The sequence below is a fragment of the Pseudoalteromonas sp. SWXJ133 genome (assembly GCF_015864365.1).
Lineage (GTDB): Bacteria > Pseudomonadota > Gammaproteobacteria > Enterobacterales > Alteromonadaceae > Pseudoalteromonas > Pseudoalteromonas arctica.
In genome coordinates, this window is record NZ_JADYXJ010000017.1 from 13,314 (window position 1) to 33,822 (window position 20,509).

Genomic DNA, 20,509 nt, shown 5'->3' on the forward strand with positions numbered 1-20,509 from the left:
ATACCCCCTTTAGTTATTTTTGTTTTACGCTTCTAAGCCTTTTTTAAGTTCGCTTGGCTTCATTGGTAGGTCACGTAAACGCACGCCTACTGCATTAAACACAGCATTACCAATAGCAGGAGCGACCCCTATAACGCCAGGTTCGCCTAAACCAACTGGAAACTCATCACTTTGTAAAAATTCAATGTCAATATCTGGCACATCTTGCATTCTTAGCGGTAAGTAAGTATTAAAGTTAGTCGCTGATACCTGTCCATCTTTATACGTATTTGATTCATGCAATGCAAGGCTGCTGCCCCATAGTAACGACCCTTCAATTTGCGCCAGTGCGCCATCAGGGTGAACTATTAAGCCCGCATCTACAACAACATAGAGCTTTTTAAGCGTTATTTTACCACTATCACGGTTAGCGTGAACATGCGCTGCGGTTGCAAGCCATGCTGGCATGGTACGTTCTTGCCCTGAGCTTACAGAAAAACCAATGCCCTCATCTTTAGCTAATTTAACAGAAGCTACTTTATCAGACACCGTTTTAAGCACATTACGTAAGCGCAGTGCTCCACCAACGCTCTCAGGTGCTTTACCCGCTTGCTTGCCTTTACCGTCTAACATTTCAATTCTAAATTGAACTGGATCTTTGCCTTGCTTATGGGCAATTTCATCAATAAACGACTCAAGGCTCCATGCAATCCAGCCAGGCCCTACTGAACGTAACCAACCAGGAGTAAAGGTGCTTTGTGCAACTTCGTTATTAATAGCACGTGCACGATGACTGCTCATGCTGTACCAATGATCAGCGCCCGATGCCGAAAATGCATCAAATTTACCTTTACCATCCACACCCGGTGATAAAAACCCTGGTGCCATTGCTTTAGTAGGCCAACCTGCAGCAAATGCATGCTCTAAACCAGTAAAAGTACCGTTTTTATCAAACGACGCCGTCATTTTTGCAGCAGATGCAGAACGAGACTGATCGAATAAACTATCGTCTGCTCGTGTAAATACCAGTTTTACTGGTTTACCTACTGCTTTTGCAGTTAGAGCTGCAGGTACAGTCCAATCACCAAATAATCGACGACCAAAACCACCACCTAAATAGTAAGGACGAATAATTACTTTGTTTTGTTCTATTTCGAGTGCTTTAGCAAGCGCAGGTAACGTAAGTGACTGCCATTGGTTACCAGTATGAATAATCCAATTTCCGTCTTTAAATTCTGCAACCGCATTTAATGGCTCTAGCTGATAATGACTCGCTGTCGCTGTGGTATACATTGATTCTAACGACTCACTGGCGTCTGCTTGGGTTTTCTTTATATCGCCTTGATCAACAAATAAAGTACCCGAGTCGCGTTGCTCGCATAATCGCTTACCTTCTTTTTGAATATCAGCTTCAGATATATTTGCTGACTCACCCTTTTTGTAACTCACCTTTAAAGCATCTACTGCTTTAATGGCACTTGGGTAACTATCAGCTAATACAACAACCCAGCCTTGCACTGTGTTACTAGGGTCATTTAAAATTTCATAGCCTTTGTAACCTTTAATAGCTTTTGCTGCACTATCGTCAACGTTTGTTACTGTACTGCCATAACGGGTTGGCGGTATTACTGGTCGCGCGTACAGCATGCCTTCAACTTCTACATCTATCCCATATACTGCGGTGCCATTTGTTTTGGCTGGTATATCAAGCGCTTTAAAGTCTTGTTTAAGCCCAGTTAAATGACGTTTATTAGCAGGTTTTAGTGGAAGGTTTGCAACTTCATCGCTGGTAAATGTACGATTAAACTCGCCTTTTTTAACTATGTCAGCGTAACTAACCGATTTTTCGCCTGCAATAATATAGCCCTTTTCAGCACGACATTTGTCTGCAGGCACGCCGAGCATTTTAGCTCCAGCTTCTATTAATGCAATTCGACCCGCAGCACCGGCTTGAGATAATGGCTTAAAGCTTTGAAATACAGACCACGAACCTCCCGTTACCATAAAGCCCCATTTTTCATGGGTATCTACGTAGGTAATTGATACTTTATCCCAATCACATTCAAGCTCATCAGCCACAATACGCGCAAGAGCAGTACCAATATGTTGACCCATTTCAGCTTTTGCAATACTCACTTCTACGGCGCCGTTGGTGCTCATAGTCCACCAAATGGTTGGTGAGAAAGCCTGTTGCGCAATTGATTCTTTTGCACTGACCGAACCCGAAAATAACGCAGGGGCAAACGCCATGACTAAACCTGCGCTAGCAGTGCCAATCATAAACGAGCGACGATTTAAATTAACGGTTTCGCTATTTTTTTGAAATAATTTTTTCATTATCGGCTCCAGTTAAGCGTCTTGTGCATTTGGATCAAATATATTTACTACACTTTGTGACTCATCTGCAGCGCGTTGAATAGCAGTTTTAATACGTTTATAAGCCATACAGCGACAGTAGTTACCATTCATATGGCTTACTATTTCTTCATCTGAAGGACTTGGATTAGCTGCCAGTAATGTAGCAGCTTGCATTATTTGCCCCGACTGACAGTAACCGCACTGTGGTACTTGCTCTTCAACCCATGCTTTTTGAAGTGGGTGTTCGTTATTAAGCCCTTCAATTGTGGTAATGTTTTTTCCTGCAATTGCGCCAATTGGTAAAACACATGAGCGAGTTGCTTGCCCATCTAAATGCACCGTACACGCACCACACATTGCAATACCGCAACCAAACTTCGTACCTTTTAATCCAATTTCATCACGAATAACCCATAACAATGGTGTATCTTCACTTGCGTGTGATTCAACCACCTTGCCATTAATTGTAAACGTCACCATAGCTTGCCCCTTGATTAAGCTTTATAACCTGCGTTTAAATTATTTAATTTAAACGCAGGTTATAACAGTTAAGATTGTTGTAACTACTAATCCATAACACATATAGTTACCGCATCAGCTACATTAACAGCTAAATACCATAACCACTGCACTAAAGCGTTAGCGCAGCTAAAACTTATTTCGCCCTACTACTACTTTTTCACTCATTTTTAGCTATAAAATTACTTAGCTGCTTTTGAGTATCTATGTCTAAACTCGCACTATGTAAACTAATTGTATTGACGACCTCACTGCTGGAGCGCAGTAATTGCTGTGCACCTCTATCTGAAGTTAAGCTTGTAAGCTGAGATAAATCAACTGCTGGGAATATAGCGGGTACGCCTAAACGCTCACCATAGTTTGCGCACCAGCGCGATGGATTACGTGTAAAACCAGTAACTAGCTCACTTAAGTGCGCTACTTTTAGCTCAACCTGATCCGCGAGCATAAATAAAACCCCATCAAAGGACTTATTTTTAAACACTGTTTGAGAAGCTATCGCGATTGAATTACCTAAACCTTGGCTCCATTGCTTGTTCTCAATGAGCTCTATGTTTTTATAACCTGCCAGTGCTTGTGATACTTCTTTATGCCATGCCCCGGTAACTACATACACCGGCGTGTCATCAAGTGCTTGAAGTGTATTTACTGCATGCTCAATCATTGTTTTGCCAAACCCGATATCAGCCGTTAATTTACAGCCGTTAAAGCGAGATGATTGACCTGCGGCTAAAACAACTTTTGCAATTAGCACGCCTCTTGCCCCCAATGGCTTAGCGATTGGGCGTTTTTGTCACACAGCACTGCATGTATTTCACTGATCAGCGATAGTGCAATACTCTCTGGCGAGTCGCCGCCTAAATTTAAACCGACAGGCCCAAAAACAGGAGACTTTATTTGTGAAACACGCGTATTTGCGTGCTCTAAAACTTGTTCACGTCTGTGCTTAGGACCCAATAACCCTATGTATTTAAACGGAACATCTTTAAATTGAGCCAACGTATTCGCGTCGAGCTCAACGCTGTGAGCCATTAAAATAGCAGCATCTACTTTATTAGTTATGCAATATTCTTTTAACTCACTCGGTGTGATGCGCAAAATAGCATCAGCATTTTTAAAATATTGCCTTTTTGCATTGGCAGCACGTGTATCCCATACAGTTACACTCCAACCAAGTTGTTTGGCAAATGTATAAACCGGAACTGCATCGGCCCCACCACCCACTATTAATAAATGAGGAGGCGGATAAATAGAAGTTTGCAAGCACGTAGCGCCTTGTAATTCTACCAACTGCGCTTTGCGGTTCATTGATAAACCATGTAACTCATCATTTTGCGTAAATACACCACTACCGGCTGGCAAAATGGGGCTTACTTGTTGAAGGTATCGCCCTGGTTTATTCTCATTAAGTGCTTTAGATACAAGCTCTAACTGTAAATAGTCATTAGCCTTGTGGATGGGCTGCAATAAAATGTGTACTATGCCCCCACAACCAATGCCAAGTTGAAATGTTAAATCGTCTTCGTCGGTAGCATCATAACTGATGGTTTTACTGGTTAAAGTACTCATTACTTGTTTAGCGTGGCGCTGTATGTCAGCTTCTAAACAGCCACCCGAAAGCATCCCCAAGCGCTCGCCTAGGCTCGAAATAAGCATCATAGCCCCTAGTTTTCTGTAGCTAGAGCCTTCAATTTTGTACAAAGTAGCTAAAACCCATTCTTGGTTGTCCCTATTGAGATGCCAAGTGTTTAAGATACTTTTCAAATCTGTAACCATATATTGCCCTTTAAAAAGCATTTTTTGCGTTTAAAAACAAACCAGCCTAAACAGCTAATTTAAAACTTAATAATTCACGCACAATTTAGTTTTCTATTATATCGTTTAAGGTCTCAATTAACTCATCAAATTGATCATTAACACTTTGGCGTTGTTTATCATTTAGAGTTAGGTTTAATTTGTAGAGTAAATTTATATATAAATTTAAGTTTACTTCATTGCTTTTCAATAGCGCGTTGCTCATATAAAGTTCGCGCTCTTCAATAACCGTACTTAACTGATTTATAAATTCTTTTTTTGTAATTTCAGCATTTGTAAATACCTGTTTGGCTGCATTCAAACGGTTTTGCTTGTACTCTAACCACAGCGCTCCTGAGTCTTGATGTTGCTCATTAGTCGATTTAATCAGCGCTTTTTGTTGTTTATTAAGCTTGCCTATCCACTGCTCGTAGTATTCAAATTGCTCTTCTAAACGCTCACTTTTTCGCTCAAGCGGGGTTTGTTCGTTAAACTCTTCGCGTTCGTCGTTAATTTTTATTTGGATATTGTTTAAAAGCTCACCTCTTTGCTCACTTGATAAGGTTGCCCCAAGCTCAGCTAAAGGCAGCTTTGCGTATCCAAGTAGGTTCTGCCAATGTTGTTTTGCAAGCACAACCTGTGTTTTTAATTGTTTAGCCTCCAATGTTTGGTTAAACAATACTTTTATATTTTGTATGTCTTGTCTGTAGGCGGGTAACTGGGTAGTTCGGTGCCAATTTTGTGTTGTTGTAATTATGTTTTTTAGCTGTGTATTTTGCTTTTTATTTAAATCAACATAATCGTCAACCCAAAACGATGAAAGCCAACTCAAATTATTGTAAGTAAAAGATGCCGAACAACTACATAAAAACAACATACTTACAGCAAGGCATATCTGTTTTAGTTTTTTTGCTTTGAAATTATTAAGCATAACTTTCTCTATTATTTATATTGTGGCGAAGCTCAAAACTCATTTGATAATAATTATCATTTAAGTATTGACTTGCATTTAGATCTAACTGATAATCGTTCGCACAAACACAGTGTAACGACCTCAGTGCCTACGGAAGAATATTCAGCAAGGATGCTGACACATTAAAAGAAGAGCGTGCCGCTTCGTGTTATTACTTACTCGACCCAAGTAATAACATCAAATATCATATTTACTTGCTACATTGCTCATATTAGTGACGGTTAATATGACTCAAAAAAGCCCTAACGGGCTTTTTTTATTTCTTTAAATTTTCTATAAAATCTGTATCTTACACTTCTTAAACTCGTTTACTTACCTTAAAAGTCCACCGCGCTGTTATTTACATTTTATACGCACGATCTGATAAGGTATCGCCTTGCGTTTGCGCTAAAGCTGGCGTAAAACATAACAGTAGACACCCTTTTTTGCATCTATTTATAATAACCGATTTAGTCTCTACTTAAATGCATTGAGTATTAAACGTTTAAAATGCGCAAATAGTGCAAAAATTTAATAATTTAGCATTTAACTAAAGTCTGTTTACCTGTCGGGATTAAAACTTGTTCTATTTAGGCGCTATTTAATCGCGGCAAGATATACTGGCCCTAAAACCTATCGTAACTATTACTAATTGGAGACATTAATATGTCACAGTTTAATTTGAAAGCACTCGTTCTTGCTGGCGTTTTACTTGCCAGCCCTTTCGCTCATGCAACATTAGAAGATGGCATAAGAGCAGCTAACGAAGGTGAATTTGCAGTCGCCCTAAAAGAATTTCAATACCTTGCCGATAAAGGTTTTGCGCCAGGAATTTACGAACTAGCTAAATTATACGAAGGTGGATACGGTGTAACACGCGATTACCGCAAGGCAGCTGCGCTTTATCAACAAGGCGTTAAAAAGAACCATCCGGATTCAATGTTTGCGTTAGCTGTTTTATACGACGAAGGTAAAGGCGTAAAGCTTGATCACCAAATGGCTGTTACCTTATTTGAAAAAGCAGCCAATAAAAACCTGCCTGCGGCTCAGTTTAATTTAGGTGTAATGTATTCCAATGGCGTGGGCGTTACGCGAGATTATGAAGCGGCACGCAACTGGTACGAAAAAGCAGCTGCAAACAATTACTCTTTAGCACAATTCAATTTAGCCCTCATGTATTTTGAAGGGCTAGGTATGCCAAAAGATTTAGTAAAGTCATACATTTGGAATACTATCGCTGAGTACAACGGCAATATGCAAGCGAGTCATAGCCGCAAACTTGATGAGCGTAAAATGCTGCCTAAAGAAATTGAAGAAGCTAAAGAAAAAGCCGATGCCATTTATGCAAAAATACAAGTGGGTACTTATGCTGGCGAAGGTCGCTTATTTTAAAGTTTAAGACTCTTAAGAGTTTAAGACCTTAACCTTAGTTTGAAACTAATCTAAAAAGGCTGAATTACATAACGTAATTCAGCCTTTTTAATATCTTGATTTAGCAGGTTCAAAATCTATTCAACTTTACAAAATCAACATACTCTTATTTTATGTAAAGCCACTTTAGTAGCTTAATAAGAAGTTTGCTTTGTTTTAGCAGCATAACAATACGAGGATTAAACGAGCCCGATACTAACGTGTTTTTAGCATGGCTAAACGTTAAAAACCCTTCTATGCTATGATAATGCCCCATTCCTGAATGCCCTACACCACCGAAAGGGGCATCGTCAGCAGTTACTTGCACTAACGTATCGTTTATCGCCACAGTGCCACTGATTGTTTGCTTCATAATATATTCTTGAGCGTGCTTATCTTGCCCTAAAATATAAAGCGCTAACGGGTGGTGATGGGCTTTAATATAGTCAATTGCGCTGTCGAGCTTGTCATAACTCATTATTGGTAGTATTGGGCCAAATAGCTCATCTTGCATAAGCTGCATTTCGTCAGTAACTTGAGTCACTAAGTGCAGCCCCATACGATGTTTTTGCTCATCTTGCTGGTTTTGCTCAAGTGGCTTAATAATGTTTGCGCCAAGCTCTTGGGCTTGCTCTAAGTAGGTTGCTAAACGTTTATAGTGTGCATCGCTAATAATAGAAGTTAAGTTTTTACCTTCAACACCGTCTTTAAAATGCTTTTTATACAGCTCACATAATTGCTGAACCAGCTGATGCTCAAGCGCTTTGGGTACAAATACGTAATCGGGTGCTACACATATTTGCCCTGCGTTGGCCATTTTTCCAAACAGTAAAGCTTGTGCCGCTTTTTTAATATCGGCATTTTGCGTAATAATAACTGGCGATTTACCACCGAGCTCAAGCGTTACCGGCGTTAAATTACGACTCGCTGACGCCATTACTAATTTACCAACGGCCGATGACCCCGTAAATAATAAATGAGCAAATGGCAGTGATGAAAACTGCGCGGCTACGTCGCTACCGCCTTGTATTATTTTGCAATGCGCTTGCATGTCGTCTTTAAATATTTTTTCGATAACGGCGTTTGTGTGAGGTGTAAACTCGCTTAATTTGAGCATAACTCTATTACCAGCAGCTATGGCGGTAAGCACAGGTACTAACGCTAACTGAATAGGGTAATTCCACGGTGCAATAATACCAACCACACCTTTAGGTTGGTAATTAACACTTACTTTTGAAGGCCACAAGCTTAAACCCACAGAGCGATTACTTGGCTTTGCCCATTTTGGTAGCTTTTTGATAATGTGCGCGAGTGTTTGAACCGTAGGTAATATATCGCCAAGTAGAGTATCGAAAGCGGTTCTGTAACCAAAGTCTTTTGAAGCAGCATCCACTAGCTCTTGCTCAAGTTCAACAATACGTACACGGAGTTTTTTTAATAAAACGAGACGTTTATCAATTGGCAAGTAAGGTGTTTCGAGAAAGCTTTTTTGCAATTCATCAAATTGAGGAATTAAAGGCATTGCCTGTGATGTGTCGGTGCTCAAAATAGATTACTCAATTTTTAAAGTTACCGCAGACTATAACCTTGTTCTGTTTTTCGAGCAATAACACTAATTTGCTTGAAAGCGTAATATATAACTTGAGTTTTTAAGGGTAAATCTACCCTAAGCAACTCTTTTGAACACTAATGGCGTGAATTTAACTGAAATAGATTGGATATAAAGAGTAGCTTTGCTTTAAGTTATAACTTTAAACAAAACTACTCTGATATAGGTTGGTTGGAACTAATTTAGTACAGTTTTAAAAGCCAAATACTTGCGCTGCGATAGTCATTGTCACTAGCGTAATTAATACAATGGCGACAATATTTAGCACAAAGCCGGCTCTTATCATGTCGCGCATTTGAATTTGCCCTGAGCCAAACACAATAGCGTTTGGTGGTGTCGCTACCGGCATCATGAACGCACAACTACACGCTATAGCTGCAGGAATAACCCAAACTAAAGGCGAACCTGTTATAGACTCTGCAACGGGTCCTAACAAAGGAAGAAAGCCAGCTGCAGTCGCTGTATTGCTAGTGATCTCAGTTAAAAATGTAATTAATGCCACAACAACAAGTACACTCATAACAAGTGGAATGGCACTAGCGCCTTCAATTAGGTGAGCAATAAATTCAGCAAGCCCTGATGACTTAATTTGAGATGCAAGTGTAAGCCCGCCACCAAATAATAATAAAACGCCCCACGGCACTTTAGCTGCGCTTTCCCAATCAAGAATACGTTCGTCACTGCCTTTGTTTGCAGGCAAAACAAATAGTAATAATGCAGCGGCAATCGCAATACCCGTATCAGAAATTTTAAGCCCTGTTATGTCGCCAAGTATAGGTCTAAATATCCAACACAGTGCTGCTAAAACAAACACAAATAACACGCCTTTTTCGGCACGTTGCATTATACCTAGGCTTTTTAGCTGCGTTGAAAACACCGCTTTTGTATCAATTTTTTGATCGTTTTTAACATTAGCATCTACTTTATACGCAAATTTGGTAAGCCAAACCCAACTAATAATAAGCATACTTAAAGACAGTGGTACGCCTACAATCATCCACTGAGCAAAGCCTATTTCAATTTGGTAACTGTCAGATAGGTATGCAGCCATTAATGCATTAGGCGGTGTACCAATTAAAGTAGCAATACCACCAATGCTTGCACCATAAGCAATTGATAGTAGCAATGCTTTGCCAAACCCTTCATTACTTGGGTCTGATTGCTTAACCAAATTGGTAATTGAAAGTGCAATAGGTAGCATCATTACGGCTGTTGCGGTATTAGACATCCACATCGACAAAAATGCAGTTACAAGCATCATTGCTAAAATTTGCAAACTTGGCTTTTTACCCGCATATAACATGGTGCTAAGCGCTATACGTTTATGTAACCCCCATCGCTCCATAGCGATAGAGATTAAAAATCCGCCTAAAAATAAAAATATTAGCGGGTGCGCATACGGTGCAGCCACACTTTTTATGGCTTCTATATCAGCAAGTGGTGATATTACCAAAGGAAGCAAAGCTGTTGCTGGAATTGGCACTACTTCACTTACCCACCACGATGCCATCCAAAATGCTAAGCCTGCTGTTTTAAATGCAGCAACCGACATACCCTCAGGTGGGTTTACTAGACAGGTAAGCAACATAACGCTTGGGCCCAGTAATAGCCAAAACCATTGCATACTCTGTTTTTTAGGAGAATTGTTTTTTAAAATTTGTTGAGTCATTACTTTTCCTAAAATTTATATTTAAGACCAAGCGCAACACTGCTGTCGTCTTGTTCTTCTAAATTAAGATCGGTATATAAAAGATAAGCTGTAGTTTGCTTATCAAATACATAATCAAGGCCTGTACTCCATTGCGTTGCCTCAGATGCTTGACGAAGAGTTGAGTCATCCTTTGCAAATTGAATTTTTGGCACCCACTTATCAAGTGTATAACTGGCACTTAATACGTAACCATTGCCCGACTTACTGCCATCTACTGATTCTGAATGCTGGTACAGCGCACCAAGTTGTAATTGTTCGAACTTATAAACACCGGCAATTCTACTTGCAGTAATATTATTAAGTGAATCAACATGGCTTAACGATAAGTAATATGAAGTACTTTTTAAATTACGATCACCATAAATAAGCGTAGCAGCAAAACCTGCTTCATTATCTTTATTATCGTCTTTAGGAGCGTAGGTAAATGAAAACTGCGTATTATGCCAATAGTTTGAGGTGTAAGTTATAGTATCACCGAGGCGATCTTGGCCTGCTATAACCTGTGCCATATCGGCTTGAGTTTCGTTAAAGTTATCGAGTTTACCTTCAGAATATTTAAAACGAGTGTCGTTACGACCTACAACAACTTCACCAAACGCGCCTTTTAAACCTAAGTAAGTATTACGTGCTGTGAAAGGTTCTTGCGTATCATCTTCTTCAAAACCTTTAACTTGTACCTCATATTTAAAAACAGCACTTAAATATTCGTTAAGTTTATGATCGCCCTTAATACCAATACGCGAGTATGGCGCTTCAATTTGAGTACCCTCTTCGGCATAACGCATTATGCCCGTATCAGTACTGGCAATTTGTACTTCAGCTTTACCGTATACAGCGTACTCTGCAGCAAAAGATGTGTGTGAAAATGTAGCTAAGCAACCATAGGATAGAAATAAAATACAGGTGTGTGTAGTTTTTGTCATCGTGTGCCCTAATTATTAGAATCTACTTGTTGTAGCGCTTATAACGCAACTTTACTGCCAAGTTTATAAAAGCAATATATTTCAATAACTTACTAAAGCAAATCGTTTGATTTAAATAAAAACGTGTGAATTACCACACATAAGAAAGTGGGTCTTGTCACCAAACCCACACATTTAGTCAGTAAACATATCTCTATTAAGATTGTATTTACTCATTTTATCGTAAAGTGTTTTACGAGCAATTTGCAGTGTTTCCATGGTATTTTTAATACTGCCGTGGTTTTGCTCAAGCGCGTACTCAATAAGTGACTGCTCATAAAAAGAGACTTTTTCAGATAAACTTAAATCGGGAGATAAGCCACCTAATTGTTGTGTTTTAACTTCAGCAAAGGCAAGTTCGGCACCAAGTAATACAGCTCGCTCTGCTTGATTTCTTAGCTCTCTCACATTGCCCGGCCAGTCATAGGCAACTAACCGCTGTTGTATTTCGTAATTTACTGCCGCCGGCGGCTTATGATAGCGAGTTGCAGCAATAGAGCTAAAGTGTTTAAACAAAAGTAATATGTCAGCTTTTCGCTCTCGTAATGGCGGAATATTAACGTTAACCAAACTAAGTCTGTAGTATAAATCAGCTCTAAAATCACCCTTTTCAACTAACGCAAGTAAGTCTACTTTTGTAGCTGCAACAATTCTGATGTCTAAATCAATTGCTTTGTTATCGCCTACAGGTGTTACTTTTCGCTCTTCTAATACGCGTAATAACTTAATTTGCAGTGCCATTGGAGTGCTTTCTATTTCATCTAAAAAGACCGTACCACCTTGTGCATATTCAAACTTACCTTTTCGACTTTGAGTAGCCCCTGTATAGGCACCACTTGCTGCACCAAACAATTCGCTTTCTATTAACTGCTCTGGTACTGCGCCACAATTAATAGCAACAAAATTACAGCTAGAGCGATTACTCTGATCGTGTAGATACCGCGCTACAAGTTCTTTACCTGTGCCAGTTTCACCTTCAATCATTACATCGGTTGGGGTATCTATAATTGTGTTTAATAAGTGCATCATGTGTTGCATTTTAGGTGTGTCACCTAGTATGCGTACACCTGGGGCTGAGGTTTTCTGTACAGCCACTTTTAATGCGCGGTTCTCCATAACAAGGCTTCGTTTGTCGCACGCTCGTGCTATGCAATCAAGAAGATGTTCGTTAACTGGTTTTTCAAATAAATCATACGCACCTAATTGCATCGCTTTAACTGCTATCGATACATCAGCGTAACCAGTTAAAAATATTACAGGGAGCTCACTATCAAAAGCCGTTATTTGCTCTAAAAGCGTTAAGCCATCCATGTTCGGCATATTTATATCGCTCAGCACAACTCCAGCAAAGCGCCTATTGAGTTTGCTAAGAGCGGTACTTGCGTCATTAAAGCACTCAACGGCGTATCCTTCGAGAGTGAGCAATTGCTTTAAAGAGTCTCTGATCATTGCTTCATCATCAATGACTATTATGTGATTACATGGGGAGCTATCAATCATCTTTATTTTCCTGCCTGTTAGAGAGGCTAATTATAAATTCAGCCCCGCCTTCAACTCGATTGTGCGCGCTCAAACAACCATTAAACGAATCTATTATTTGTTTTGATATAGATAAACCAAGGCCTAAACCTTTACTTGATTTAGTACTATAAAAAGGTTCAAATAAATTACCAAATGCATGTTGCTCAATACCAGAGCCAGTATCTAAAATCGACAGTTTTACTCGCTCTTCAAAACACTCCAGCTGAAAACTTAAGTTACGAATAATTGCGCCATTCATAGCTTGGCTAGCATTAGTAATTAAATTAACGAGTACTTGTTCAAATTTAAGCGAATCGACCCACACAACGACTGTTTCATCAAACTGAGGTGGCTCTACTTGTACGTTATCTTGCTTTAACTGCGCGCTAGAAATCATTAATGCGTTATTAACAAGCCCTGCAAGAGGGTAAGGTCTGAGCTGCATTTTTGAAGGTTTACTAAAATGCTTTAACTGACCTACAATTTGGTGCACTCGATTAACTAATCCCTCAATCACTACTAAGCTTTCACCAAGTGCTGAAGTATTTCCTTTAGCTAATAAACGCTTTGCCGAAGCTAAATAAGTATTAATAGCACTGAGCGGCTGGTTTATTTCGTGGTTGATTCCTGCACTTAGCTGCCCTATTGTGGCCAGCTTAGCAGATTGCACTAACGCTACTTGTGCTTTTTCAAGCTCTTGAGTTCGCTCAATTACTTTTGCCTCAAGGCTATGTCTTGAATATAAAAGTTTTTTATAGCCAGCAAAACGAGCCAGTAAGCTATATCCTATAATAGTTACTAAACCGTAAATGATGCTTGCCCAAAATAACCGAGGTAATTGAGCCGGATTTACAGAGGTTACATCAACAAGCACATACATATTTGCGCTAAAATAACGCAATGGTTTGGCTGCGCTAACATACAGCTTATTGTCTATTTTATAATGCGTTACACCTTCACTAGTATATTGAAATTGCTCAATATAAGTAGGTTGGTGATCTAAATACGCTCTACGTAATTTGATGTTACGGCGCTGTGTTATATCAAACTTACGAAAACTATTTAAACGCCAGGCTTGCACATCCGACATAGCAATAACGTCATCAGCAAGCTGCAAGTAAAAATGACTCGCCATTGATGTGTTTAAAAGCTCTCTATCATTTTCAAATTTACTCACATTCACCTTTAAAACCACAACACCTACGGCTTTCTTTTCATGGTAGATAGCTTGTGAAAAGTAAATCCCTCGCTCTTTTGAACGCATACCTAAGGCAAAATATGCCACTTTTTCGCCTGCAAAAGCACGTTTAAAATAAGGTCTAAATGCAAAGTTACTACCTAAGAAGGTGTTATCGACTTGCCAATTGCTACTTGCGGTTACTTCACCTTGCGTATTAAGTACGAATATATCAGAGGACCCACTTGCCTGTTGGATGTCGGCTAAATAATTATTAATAGCGTTGTAGTGTTGGTGCTCACCACTTACAAAATCAATCATTAACTGATTATAAGTAAGCAGTTGTGGGATAGCAGAAAAACGAACTAACTCAGTATCAATATAATTATTTAATTGAGTGACTTGACCCTGTGCTTGCACAGTTGCTTTATCAATATCATGAGCACGGCCTACCCAGAATGTTACAACTAAAATTAATATCAATAATAAACCTACTGCAATTATTCTTTTAGAAAACGAAAACATGGCCTGCCCGAAAATAGCCTAAAGAATTTAAGGCCGGTAGTGTAACGACTTATATGATCCAGCGATATAAAATTTTTGTTAACAAAAGCATTTAATTACCCTTGTAAACTAAATTTAATCCTAAAAGCAAAAAACACCGCAAACAGTTATGTTTGCAGTGTTTAAAATGTAGAACAAAACTAATACGTTATTAATTTGTAGCTAAAGTTGATCTGTTTTTTAGGTATTTGTATAAACCGATTAATGACGCGGCTATCCAAAATATTTCAATCACAAAGCTCGCTAAATTAAAGTTATAGCAAAGGCTAATTAACAATAAAATCGCCCCTGTTAAATTCATCATATTATACGTTAGGCTGGCTGGAGACGTTTTACCTAGTTGCAACAAAAAAAATGAACCAACTACTAAAAAAGTGCCTGTCATACCTATGATGTCAAATAAGAGTGCTATCACGAAACTATCCTTTATGCATTTTTAAATAACCCAAAAAACTGGCCCGATCCATGGGGAGGGTATTTTTTCATTCATTGAAACAGCAAACCGGGCGATTCTATCAATATGGTAAATTCTAACAAGGCCATATGTCCGCATACAAAAGCCTTTATACTAATTCGCTTAATTAAGTATTATTGTGGGTTGGTATTACTTCACACAGCTTATTTAAAGGTTACTTTACCACCAATTATTTTATAGGCAGGCGCACCGCGAATAATCGCTTCTCGGGCAAATGGCCGGCTACAGTTAGGGCAAATACAAGCCTCTGTTGTAAAGTCTTGGCTAATACGCTCTTTAAAGCACTTAATTAATGTTCCTTTTCCCCCTTTTCGATATTTAAATAAAGAGGCTTTACAAGCAGAGCAAAAAATATCAACCGTTTTAGTAGGGCCTTTTTTGTTGGGTTTTGCCATTACGTCCTGCGGTATTATATAAAGAGTAATTAGCAATTATATCAGTTTAGATGGGTAAAGGTTACCACCTCTGACTTAGAATTTAGATACGGCAGACTTAATCTATAAAGGCCCATTACATATAACCTTTATAAAATAAACACATCCTAATCTTTAAAAAAGAAGCGATTTAACTGAGATGACAATACATTCATATTAAAAGGTTTGACTATAAATCCTGATACTTTAGCTGCAATAACTTGCTTAACTTTATCTGTACTGTCTTCACAAGTAACCATTAAAACGGGAATATCAGCGAGTTCTTTATCTTTTCGAATGTTAGTAAGTAAACTAACTCCATCCATTTTTGGCATATGAAGGTCAGTAATAACCAAATCGAAATGCTGGTTGCGCAGAAATACCAAAGCTTGCAATCCATCAGTTGCTTCAACGATATTGCTATACTCTAGTTTTCTAAGCATATTAATTAATACGTGTCGCATGAGTGGCATATCATCAACAACTAATATTTTCATTAGTTTCTTTACCAAATTGTATAATGGGATTATATAAAACTACTCTACTCGTAGATAAGGATCAAATTTGGATTTGCTGATTATTTAAATCTTACGGCCATACCCCTAAAATGAGCCCCATCAACGAAAATTGTAAAATATGGTACCCCCCGTTAATTAAAAAAAGCTTTAGAGGGCGTTGCTCAAATATATAACTCAATCCAAATGAACTACTGATCCAAAAAAAGCCGATCACAAAGCCGGTTCCTATACTTTCACCTACGCTTGCATCCTTACCTAAAAAAAGAGATAGCATTAAAGCCGCTATAAAAACTAAAAAAAAACTGCCACCAAATATCAACTTAGGGTTAGCCGATTGTAAATCCAGATCAGTTAAGCCAATACTTTCTAGCCATGCATTTTTAAAGAGAGCTTTTGAATACCATATACCGCCAAGCATAAAAGAAGATAGTGCAGCGACTAGTACCGCAAAGTAATCAACATCTAAAAGGTTCATACAAACAGCCGTATACAAAATGTGTAATACCGTTGTGAATAAACACTCACGGTATAAAGATACTCCCAATGTAGTTATAAATAGGATATTGAGCAAATGCCTTAACTTGAATTAATTTTTTGTATAGAAGGTAATTATAAAAATAAAATTTATAAATCGCCAAATTTTGCATTGGTCAATAAGGCTAAATCAGTTGGCGAGAGTGCTATTTCTAAGCCTCTTTTTCCGGCGCTCACATAAATAGTGTCAAAGAGAGAAGCACTGCTATGAATAAACGTAGCTAGACGTTTTTTTTGTCCAAGCGGACTCACCCCTCCTAAAATATAACCAGTACTAACTTGTACTTTTTGTGGGGCAGCCATAATTACTTTTTTAGCACCACATAGTTTAGCTAACTGTTTTAAATTAACTTGTTGAGATACAGGCGTAACAGCAACAATCAGTTGCCCTTCATGTGTTTCAAGTACTAAGGTTTTAAATACTTGTGCACTGTCTAAATTTAACTTTTCAACGGCTTCAAGCCCGTAGTGGCTATTACTCTTATCGTGCTCATAACTGAGTACTTCAAAGGTTTTTTTTTGCTTTTTAAGTAGATCTATTGCTGGTGTCATGCTGTTTCATCTTTTTTATTCACAGTAACAAAAATTAAGTTTAAAGCAAAAAAAACGACGCTAAAAGCGTCGTTTTTGGGTTCATAATAATTTAAATTTATTTAGTTAAATCATCAAAAAACTTTTTAACACCGTCAAAAAAGCCTTGCTCTTTAGGACGGTTTTTAGAGCTATCTGTGCCCATGCTTTCATCTAACTCTTGAAGTAGTTCACGTTGACGCTCGTTAAGATTAACTGGCGTTTCGATTACCACTTTACAAATTAGATCGCCTTGTGCACCACTGCGTACAGACTTAACACCTTTGCCACGCATACGGAACATTTTGCCCGTTTGAGTTTCAGACGGTATTTTAAGTTTTGCACGACCATCAAGTGTTGGAACCTGAATTTCGCCACCAAGGCCTGCGGTAGTAAAGCTAATTGGTACTTCACAATATAAATTATTCGCTTCACGTACAAATATTTCATGTTCACGAACCGATACTTGCACGTACAAGTCGCCCGACGGCGCGCCATGCATTCCGGCTTCGCCTTCACCCGTTAAGCGAATACGGTCGCCTGTATCTACGCCCGCTGGAATTTTAACTGAAAGCGTTTTAGTTTTTTCTACGCGGCCTTGTCCATGACAACTGTTACAAGGGTCTGAAATAATTTGACCTTGTCCCTGACACGTTGGACACGTTTGCTGAACAGCAAAGAAACCTTGGCGCATTTGCACCTGGCCAGCACCATGACATGTAGTACATGTTTTAGGCTTAGAACCCGCTTTAGCACCACTGCCATCACATGGCTCACAACCAACCCATGTAGGTACTTTAATTTCAACTTCTTTACCACGAACAGCTTCTTCTAAGCTTAAGTCCATGTTGTAACGTAAATCAGATCCACGTTGTTGACGAGATTGACGTCGACCACCGCCGCCACCAAAAATATCGCCAAATACATCGCCAAATACATCACCAAAGTCGCCATGTCCGCCACCAAAACCACCGTGACCACCACCGCCACCTTGCTCGAAGGCTGCGTGACCATGTTGGTCATACATTTGACGTTTTTGATCATCGGTTAGTATTTCGTACGCTTCTTTAACTTCTTTAAATTTTATTTCGAGATCTTTATCGCCTGCGGTACGATCTGGATGATATTTCATCGCTAAGCGTTTATACGCTTTTTTTATGTCTCGCTCACTCGCATCTTTGCTTACGCCGAGGACTTCGTAATAATCGCGTTTTGACATATCTATCACACTACTCTTTTCTGTTTGCAGCGTAAGCTGCAGGATAAATCGATAAATCGCATCGATTTATCATTGAATTTTTAAACCTTGAATACATGCAAAAGGCGCGACAAGCTATTGCTCGCGCGCCTCAATTGTTCATCCTAACCTAAGCGCCTAACTGAGTTAAGTACTTTTGGTTAGCGAGAAGCGTTAGCAACAATTACTTGTCGTCTTTCACTTCTTCGAACTCTGCATCAACAACGTCATCATCTTGCTTAGTTGACTGTTGCTCGCCTGCGTCTGCTGAACCTTGCTGTGCTTTCGCTTGAGCAATTTCCATCAGTTTTTGAGACTTTTCAGCAAGAGCTTGAGTTTTAGCTTCAATCTCTTCTTTATTGTCGCTCTTAATTGCAGCTTCTAAATCTACAACAGCAGCTTCAATTGCTTCTTTGTCTTCGTTTGGTAATGCATCGCCAGCTTCTTCTACTTGCTTACGTGTACCGTGAACTAAAGCGTCAGCTTGGTTACGAGCAGCTACAAGTTCTTCAAACTTTTTATCGTCTTCAGCATGTGCTTCTGCATCACGAACCATCGCTTCAATTTCGTCATCGCTTAAGCCTGAAGATGCTTGAATCGTAATTTTTTGCTCTTTACCTGTATCTTTATCTTTCGCAGATACATGTAAGATACCATCGGCATCAACATCAAATGTTACTTCGATTTGTGGTGTACCACGTTGTGCTGGACGAATACCTTCTAGGTTAAATTGACCTAGAGATTTATTGTCGCTTGAACGTTTACGCTCACCTTGAAGTACATGGATTGTTACAGCAGATTGATTATCTTCAGCTGTTGAGAACGTTTGCGATTTCTTAGTAGGAATCGTTGTGTTTTTCTCAATCAATGCAGTCATTACTGAACCCATTGTCTCAATACCTAGAGATAATGGAGAAACGTCTAGTAATAGTACATCTTTAACATCACCAGCAAGTACACCACCTTGAATCGCTGCGCCTACGGCTACTGCTTCATCAGGGTTAACATCTTTACGAGGCTCTTTACCGAAGAACTCTGCAACGATTTTTTGTACTAAAGGCATACGTGTTTGACCACCAACAAGAATAATGTCGTTGATGTCGCTTACTGATAAATCAGCATCAGCAAGTGCACGTTTAAGTGGCTCAATTGTTTTAGTTACTAAATCTTCAACTAGTGACTCAAGCTTAGCACGTGTTAGTTTCACGTTCATGTGCTTAGGACCCGATGCATCAGCAGTTACATACGGAAGGTTTACTTCTGTAGACTGTGCAGATGAAAGTTCAATTTTTGCTTTTTCAGCAGCTTCTTTAACACGTTGCATTGCAAGTGGATCATTTTTAAGGTCTAAGCCTTGATCTTTCTTGAATTCAGCTACTAAGTAGTTGATTACGCGGTTATCGAAATCTTCACCACCTAAGTGAGTGTCGCCGTTTGTAGCAAGTACTTCAAAAGTGTGCTCGCCTTCAACTTCATCAATCTCAATGATTGATAAATCGAAAGTACCGCCACCTAAGTCATATACTGCAACTACGTTTTCGCCACGGTTTTTATCCATACCGTAAGCAAGTGCCGCAGCAGTTGGCTCATTGATAATACGTTTAACTTCAAGACCCGCAATACGACCAGCATCTTTCGTAGCTTGACGTTGTGAATCGTTAAAGTATGCAGGTACTGTGATTACGGCTTCAGTTACTTCTTCACCTAAGAAGTCTTCAGCTGTTTTCTTCATTTTTTTCAGTACTTCAGCAGAAATTTGTGGTGCAGCGCGTTTTTCGCCGCCCGCTTCTACCCATGCATCACCATTGTCGGCTTTAACAATTTTAAACGGCATGATGCCGATATCGCGTTGTACTTCTTCGTCTTCAAAACGACGACCAATTAAACGCTTAATTGCAAATAATGTGTTTGTCGGGTTAGTAACCGCTTGACGTTTAGCAGATTGACCTACTAATGTTTCACCGTCTTGCGTATAAGCAATAATAGACGGGGTTGTGCGATCGCCTTCCGCATTTTCAATAACACGTGCTTTGCCACCATCAAGTACTGCAACACAAGAGTTTGTAGTACCTAAATCGATTCCAATAATTTTACCCATGAAACTTCTCCAACTTCAATATTCGTTAATACGTTCGATGACATAGTAAATAGGGATGCGCCAAACTTATTTCAACTGTAAAAATGAAAAAAAATTCATTTTTTATGA

Annotated in this window: 18 protein-coding genes; 1 reads left to right on the forward strand and 17 read right to left on the reverse strand. The window is 39.1% G+C overall.

Annotated elements, in window-relative coordinates; all coding sequences use genetic code 11:
• Window positions 1-24: 24 nt before the first annotated feature.
• From I6F40_RS12945 to I6F40_RS12965, 5 genes are all read right to left on the reverse strand, one after another.
• Entirely contained in the window at window positions 25-2,316 is a 2,292-nt protein-coding gene (locus I6F40_RS12945) for a xanthine dehydrogenase family protein molybdopterin-binding subunit (protein WP_166377209.1), read from the reverse strand.
• A gap of 12 nt (window positions 2,317-2,328) precedes the next feature.
• Window positions 2,329-2,817: a (2Fe-2S)-binding protein gene (locus tag I6F40_RS12950; RefSeq protein ID WP_007582016.1), complete on the reverse strand. Its 489-nt coding sequence runs from the start codon at window positions 2,815-2,817 to the stop codon at window positions 2,329-2,331.
• Between the two features lie 199 nt (window positions 2,818-3,016).
• Complete coding sequence (locus I6F40_RS12955; RefSeq protein WP_010553929.1) at window positions 3,017-3,610, reverse strand: nucleotidyltransferase family protein; 594 nt, start codon at window positions 3,608-3,610, stop codon at window positions 3,017-3,019.
• Window positions 3,604-4,632, reverse strand: a complete 1,029-nt coding sequence (locus I6F40_RS12960; RefSeq protein ID WP_166377207.1) for an XdhC family protein — start codon at window positions 4,630-4,632, stop codon at window positions 3,604-3,606. The genes I6F40_RS12955 and I6F40_RS12960 overlap by 7 nt, the downstream gene beginning before the upstream one ends.
• Window positions 4,633-4,717: 85 nt before the next feature.
• Entirely contained in the window at window positions 4,718-5,581 is an 864-nt protein-coding gene (locus I6F40_RS12965) for a DUF6279 family lipoprotein (RefSeq protein WP_166377205.1), read from the reverse strand.
• Window positions 5,582-6,268: 687 nt separating this feature from the next.
• Between I6F40_RS12965 and I6F40_RS12970 the strand changes: the two genes are divergently transcribed.
• Window positions 6,269-6,994, forward strand: a complete 726-nt coding sequence (locus I6F40_RS12970) for a tetratricopeptide repeat protein (RefSeq protein ID WP_166377203.1) — start codon at window positions 6,269-6,271, stop codon at window positions 6,992-6,994.
• 145 nt (window positions 6,995-7,139) lie between these two features.
• On the opposite strand, the gene I6F40_RS12975 is transcribed toward I6F40_RS12970, so the two are convergent.
• The 12 genes from I6F40_RS12975 to dnaK form a co-directional block, all read right to left on the reverse strand.
• Entirely contained in the window at window positions 7,140-8,558 is a 1,419-nt protein-coding gene (locus tag I6F40_RS12975) for a coniferyl aldehyde dehydrogenase (RefSeq protein ID WP_197193042.1), read from the reverse strand.
• A 256-nt stretch (window positions 8,559-8,814) separates the two neighbouring features.
• Window positions 8,815-10,290: an SLC13 family permease gene (locus tag I6F40_RS12980; protein ID WP_024593159.1), complete on the reverse strand. Its 1,476-nt coding sequence runs from the start codon at window positions 10,288-10,290 to the stop codon at window positions 8,815-8,817.
• Window positions 10,291-10,298: 8 nt separating this feature from the next.
• Window positions 10,299-11,255 (reverse strand): porin, encoded by a 957-nt coding sequence (locus tag I6F40_RS12985; protein ID WP_166377201.1) that lies wholly within the window; start codon window positions 11,253-11,255, stop codon window positions 10,299-10,301.
• A 174-nt stretch (window positions 11,256-11,429) separates the two neighbouring features.
• Window positions 11,430-12,794, reverse strand: a complete 1,365-nt coding sequence (locus I6F40_RS12990; protein ID WP_166377199.1) for a sigma-54-dependent transcriptional regulator — start codon at window positions 12,792-12,794, stop codon at window positions 11,430-11,432.
• Window positions 12,787-14,517 (reverse strand): ATP-binding protein, encoded by a 1,731-nt coding sequence (locus I6F40_RS12995; protein WP_197193043.1) that lies wholly within the window; start codon window positions 14,515-14,517, stop codon window positions 12,787-12,789. The genes I6F40_RS12990 and I6F40_RS12995 overlap by 8 nt, the downstream gene beginning before the upstream one ends.
• Before the next feature lie 190 nt (window positions 14,518-14,707).
• The gene (locus tag I6F40_RS19730) at window positions 14,708-14,971 is read right to left on the reverse strand and encodes a CBU_0592 family membrane protein (RefSeq protein ID WP_166420050.1); all 264 of its coding nucleotides are present in this window, start codon (window positions 14,969-14,971) and stop codon (window positions 14,708-14,710) included.
• A 203-nt stretch (window positions 14,972-15,174) separates the two neighbouring features.
• Window positions 15,175-15,426: a hypothetical protein gene (locus I6F40_RS13000; protein WP_165729466.1), complete on the reverse strand. Its 252-nt coding sequence runs from the start codon at window positions 15,424-15,426 to the stop codon at window positions 15,175-15,177.
• Between the two features lie 146 nt (window positions 15,427-15,572).
• Window positions 15,573-15,941: a response regulator gene (locus tag I6F40_RS13005; protein WP_010553939.1), complete on the reverse strand. Its 369-nt coding sequence runs from the start codon at window positions 15,939-15,941 to the stop codon at window positions 15,573-15,575.
• A gap of 91 nt (window positions 15,942-16,032) precedes the next feature.
• The gene (locus I6F40_RS13010; protein ID WP_166377195.1) at window positions 16,033-16,437 is read right to left on the reverse strand and encodes a DUF1761 domain-containing protein; all 405 of its coding nucleotides are present in this window, start codon (window positions 16,435-16,437) and stop codon (window positions 16,033-16,035) included.
• A 149-nt stretch (window positions 16,438-16,586) separates the two neighbouring features.
• A complete protein-coding gene (ybaK, locus tag I6F40_RS13015; RefSeq protein WP_166377193.1) occupies window positions 16,587-17,048 on the reverse strand; it encodes a Cys-tRNA(Pro) deacylase in 462 nt (153 codons plus the stop codon).
• Window positions 17,049-17,145: 97 nt separating this feature from the next.
• Window positions 17,146-18,285 (reverse strand): molecular chaperone DnaJ, encoded by a 1,140-nt coding sequence (gene dnaJ / locus I6F40_RS13020; RefSeq protein WP_010553942.1) that lies wholly within the window; start codon window positions 18,283-18,285, stop codon window positions 17,146-17,148.
• Between the two features lie 202 nt (window positions 18,286-18,487).
• Window positions 18,488-20,401 carry a molecular chaperone DnaK gene (dnaK, locus tag I6F40_RS13025; RefSeq protein ID WP_024591803.1) on the reverse strand — a complete coding sequence of 638 codons (1,914 nt, stop codon included), beginning with the start codon at window positions 20,399-20,401 and terminating at the stop codon, window positions 18,488-18,490.
• Between the last annotated feature and the right edge of the window lie 108 nt (window positions 20,402-20,509).

Coding starts and splice junctions, on each gene's coding strand:
- I6F40_RS12945 (WP_166377209.1), bottom strand. CDS start 2,316: ATGAAAAAATTATTTCAAAAAAATAGCGAAACCGTTAATTTAAATCGT.
- I6F40_RS12950 (WP_007582016.1), bottom strand. CDS start 2,817: ATGGTGACGTTTACAATTAATGGCAAGGTGGTTGAATCACACGCAAGT.
- I6F40_RS12960 (WP_166377207.1), bottom strand. CDS start 4,632: ATGGTTACAGATTTGAAAAGTATCTTAAACACTTGGCATCTCAATAGG.
- I6F40_RS12965 (WP_166377205.1), bottom strand. CDS start 5,581: ATGCTTAATAATTTCAAAGCAAAAAAACTAAAACAGATATGCCTTGCT.
- I6F40_RS12970 (WP_166377203.1), top strand. CDS start 6,269: ATGTCACAGTTTAATTTGAAAGCACTCGTTCTTGCTGGCGTTTTACTT.
- I6F40_RS12980 (WP_024593159.1), bottom strand. CDS start 10,290: ATGACTCAACAAATTTTAAAAAACAATTCTCCTAAAAAACAGAGTATG.
- I6F40_RS12985 (WP_166377201.1), bottom strand. CDS start 11,255: ATGACAAAAACTACACACACCTGTATTTTATTTCTATCCTATGGTTGC.
- I6F40_RS12990 (WP_166377199.1), bottom strand. CDS start 12,794: ATGATTGATAGCTCCCCATGTAATCACATAATAGTCATTGATGATGAA.
- I6F40_RS12995 (WP_197193043.1), bottom strand. CDS start 14,517: ATGTTTTCGTTTTCTAAAAGAATAATTGCAGTAGGTTTATTATTGATA.
- I6F40_RS13000 (WP_165729466.1), bottom strand. CDS start 15,426: ATGGCAAAACCCAACAAAAAAGGCCCTACTAAAACGGTTGATATTTTT.
- I6F40_RS13005 (WP_010553939.1), bottom strand. CDS start 15,941: ATGAAAATATTAGTTGTTGATGATATGCCACTCATGCGACACGTATTA.
- I6F40_RS13010 (WP_166377195.1), bottom strand. CDS start 16,437: ATGAACCTTTTAGATGTTGATTACTTTGCGGTACTAGTCGCTGCACTA.
- ybaK (WP_166377193.1), bottom strand. CDS start 17,048: ATGACACCAGCAATAGATCTACTTAAAAAGCAAAAAAAAACCTTTGAA.
- dnaJ (WP_010553942.1), bottom strand. CDS start 18,285: ATGTCAAAACGCGATTATTACGAAGTCCTCGGCGTAAGCAAAGATGCG.
- dnaK (WP_024591803.1), bottom strand. CDS start 20,401: ATGGGTAAAATTATTGGAATCGATTTAGGTACTACAAACTCTTGTGTT.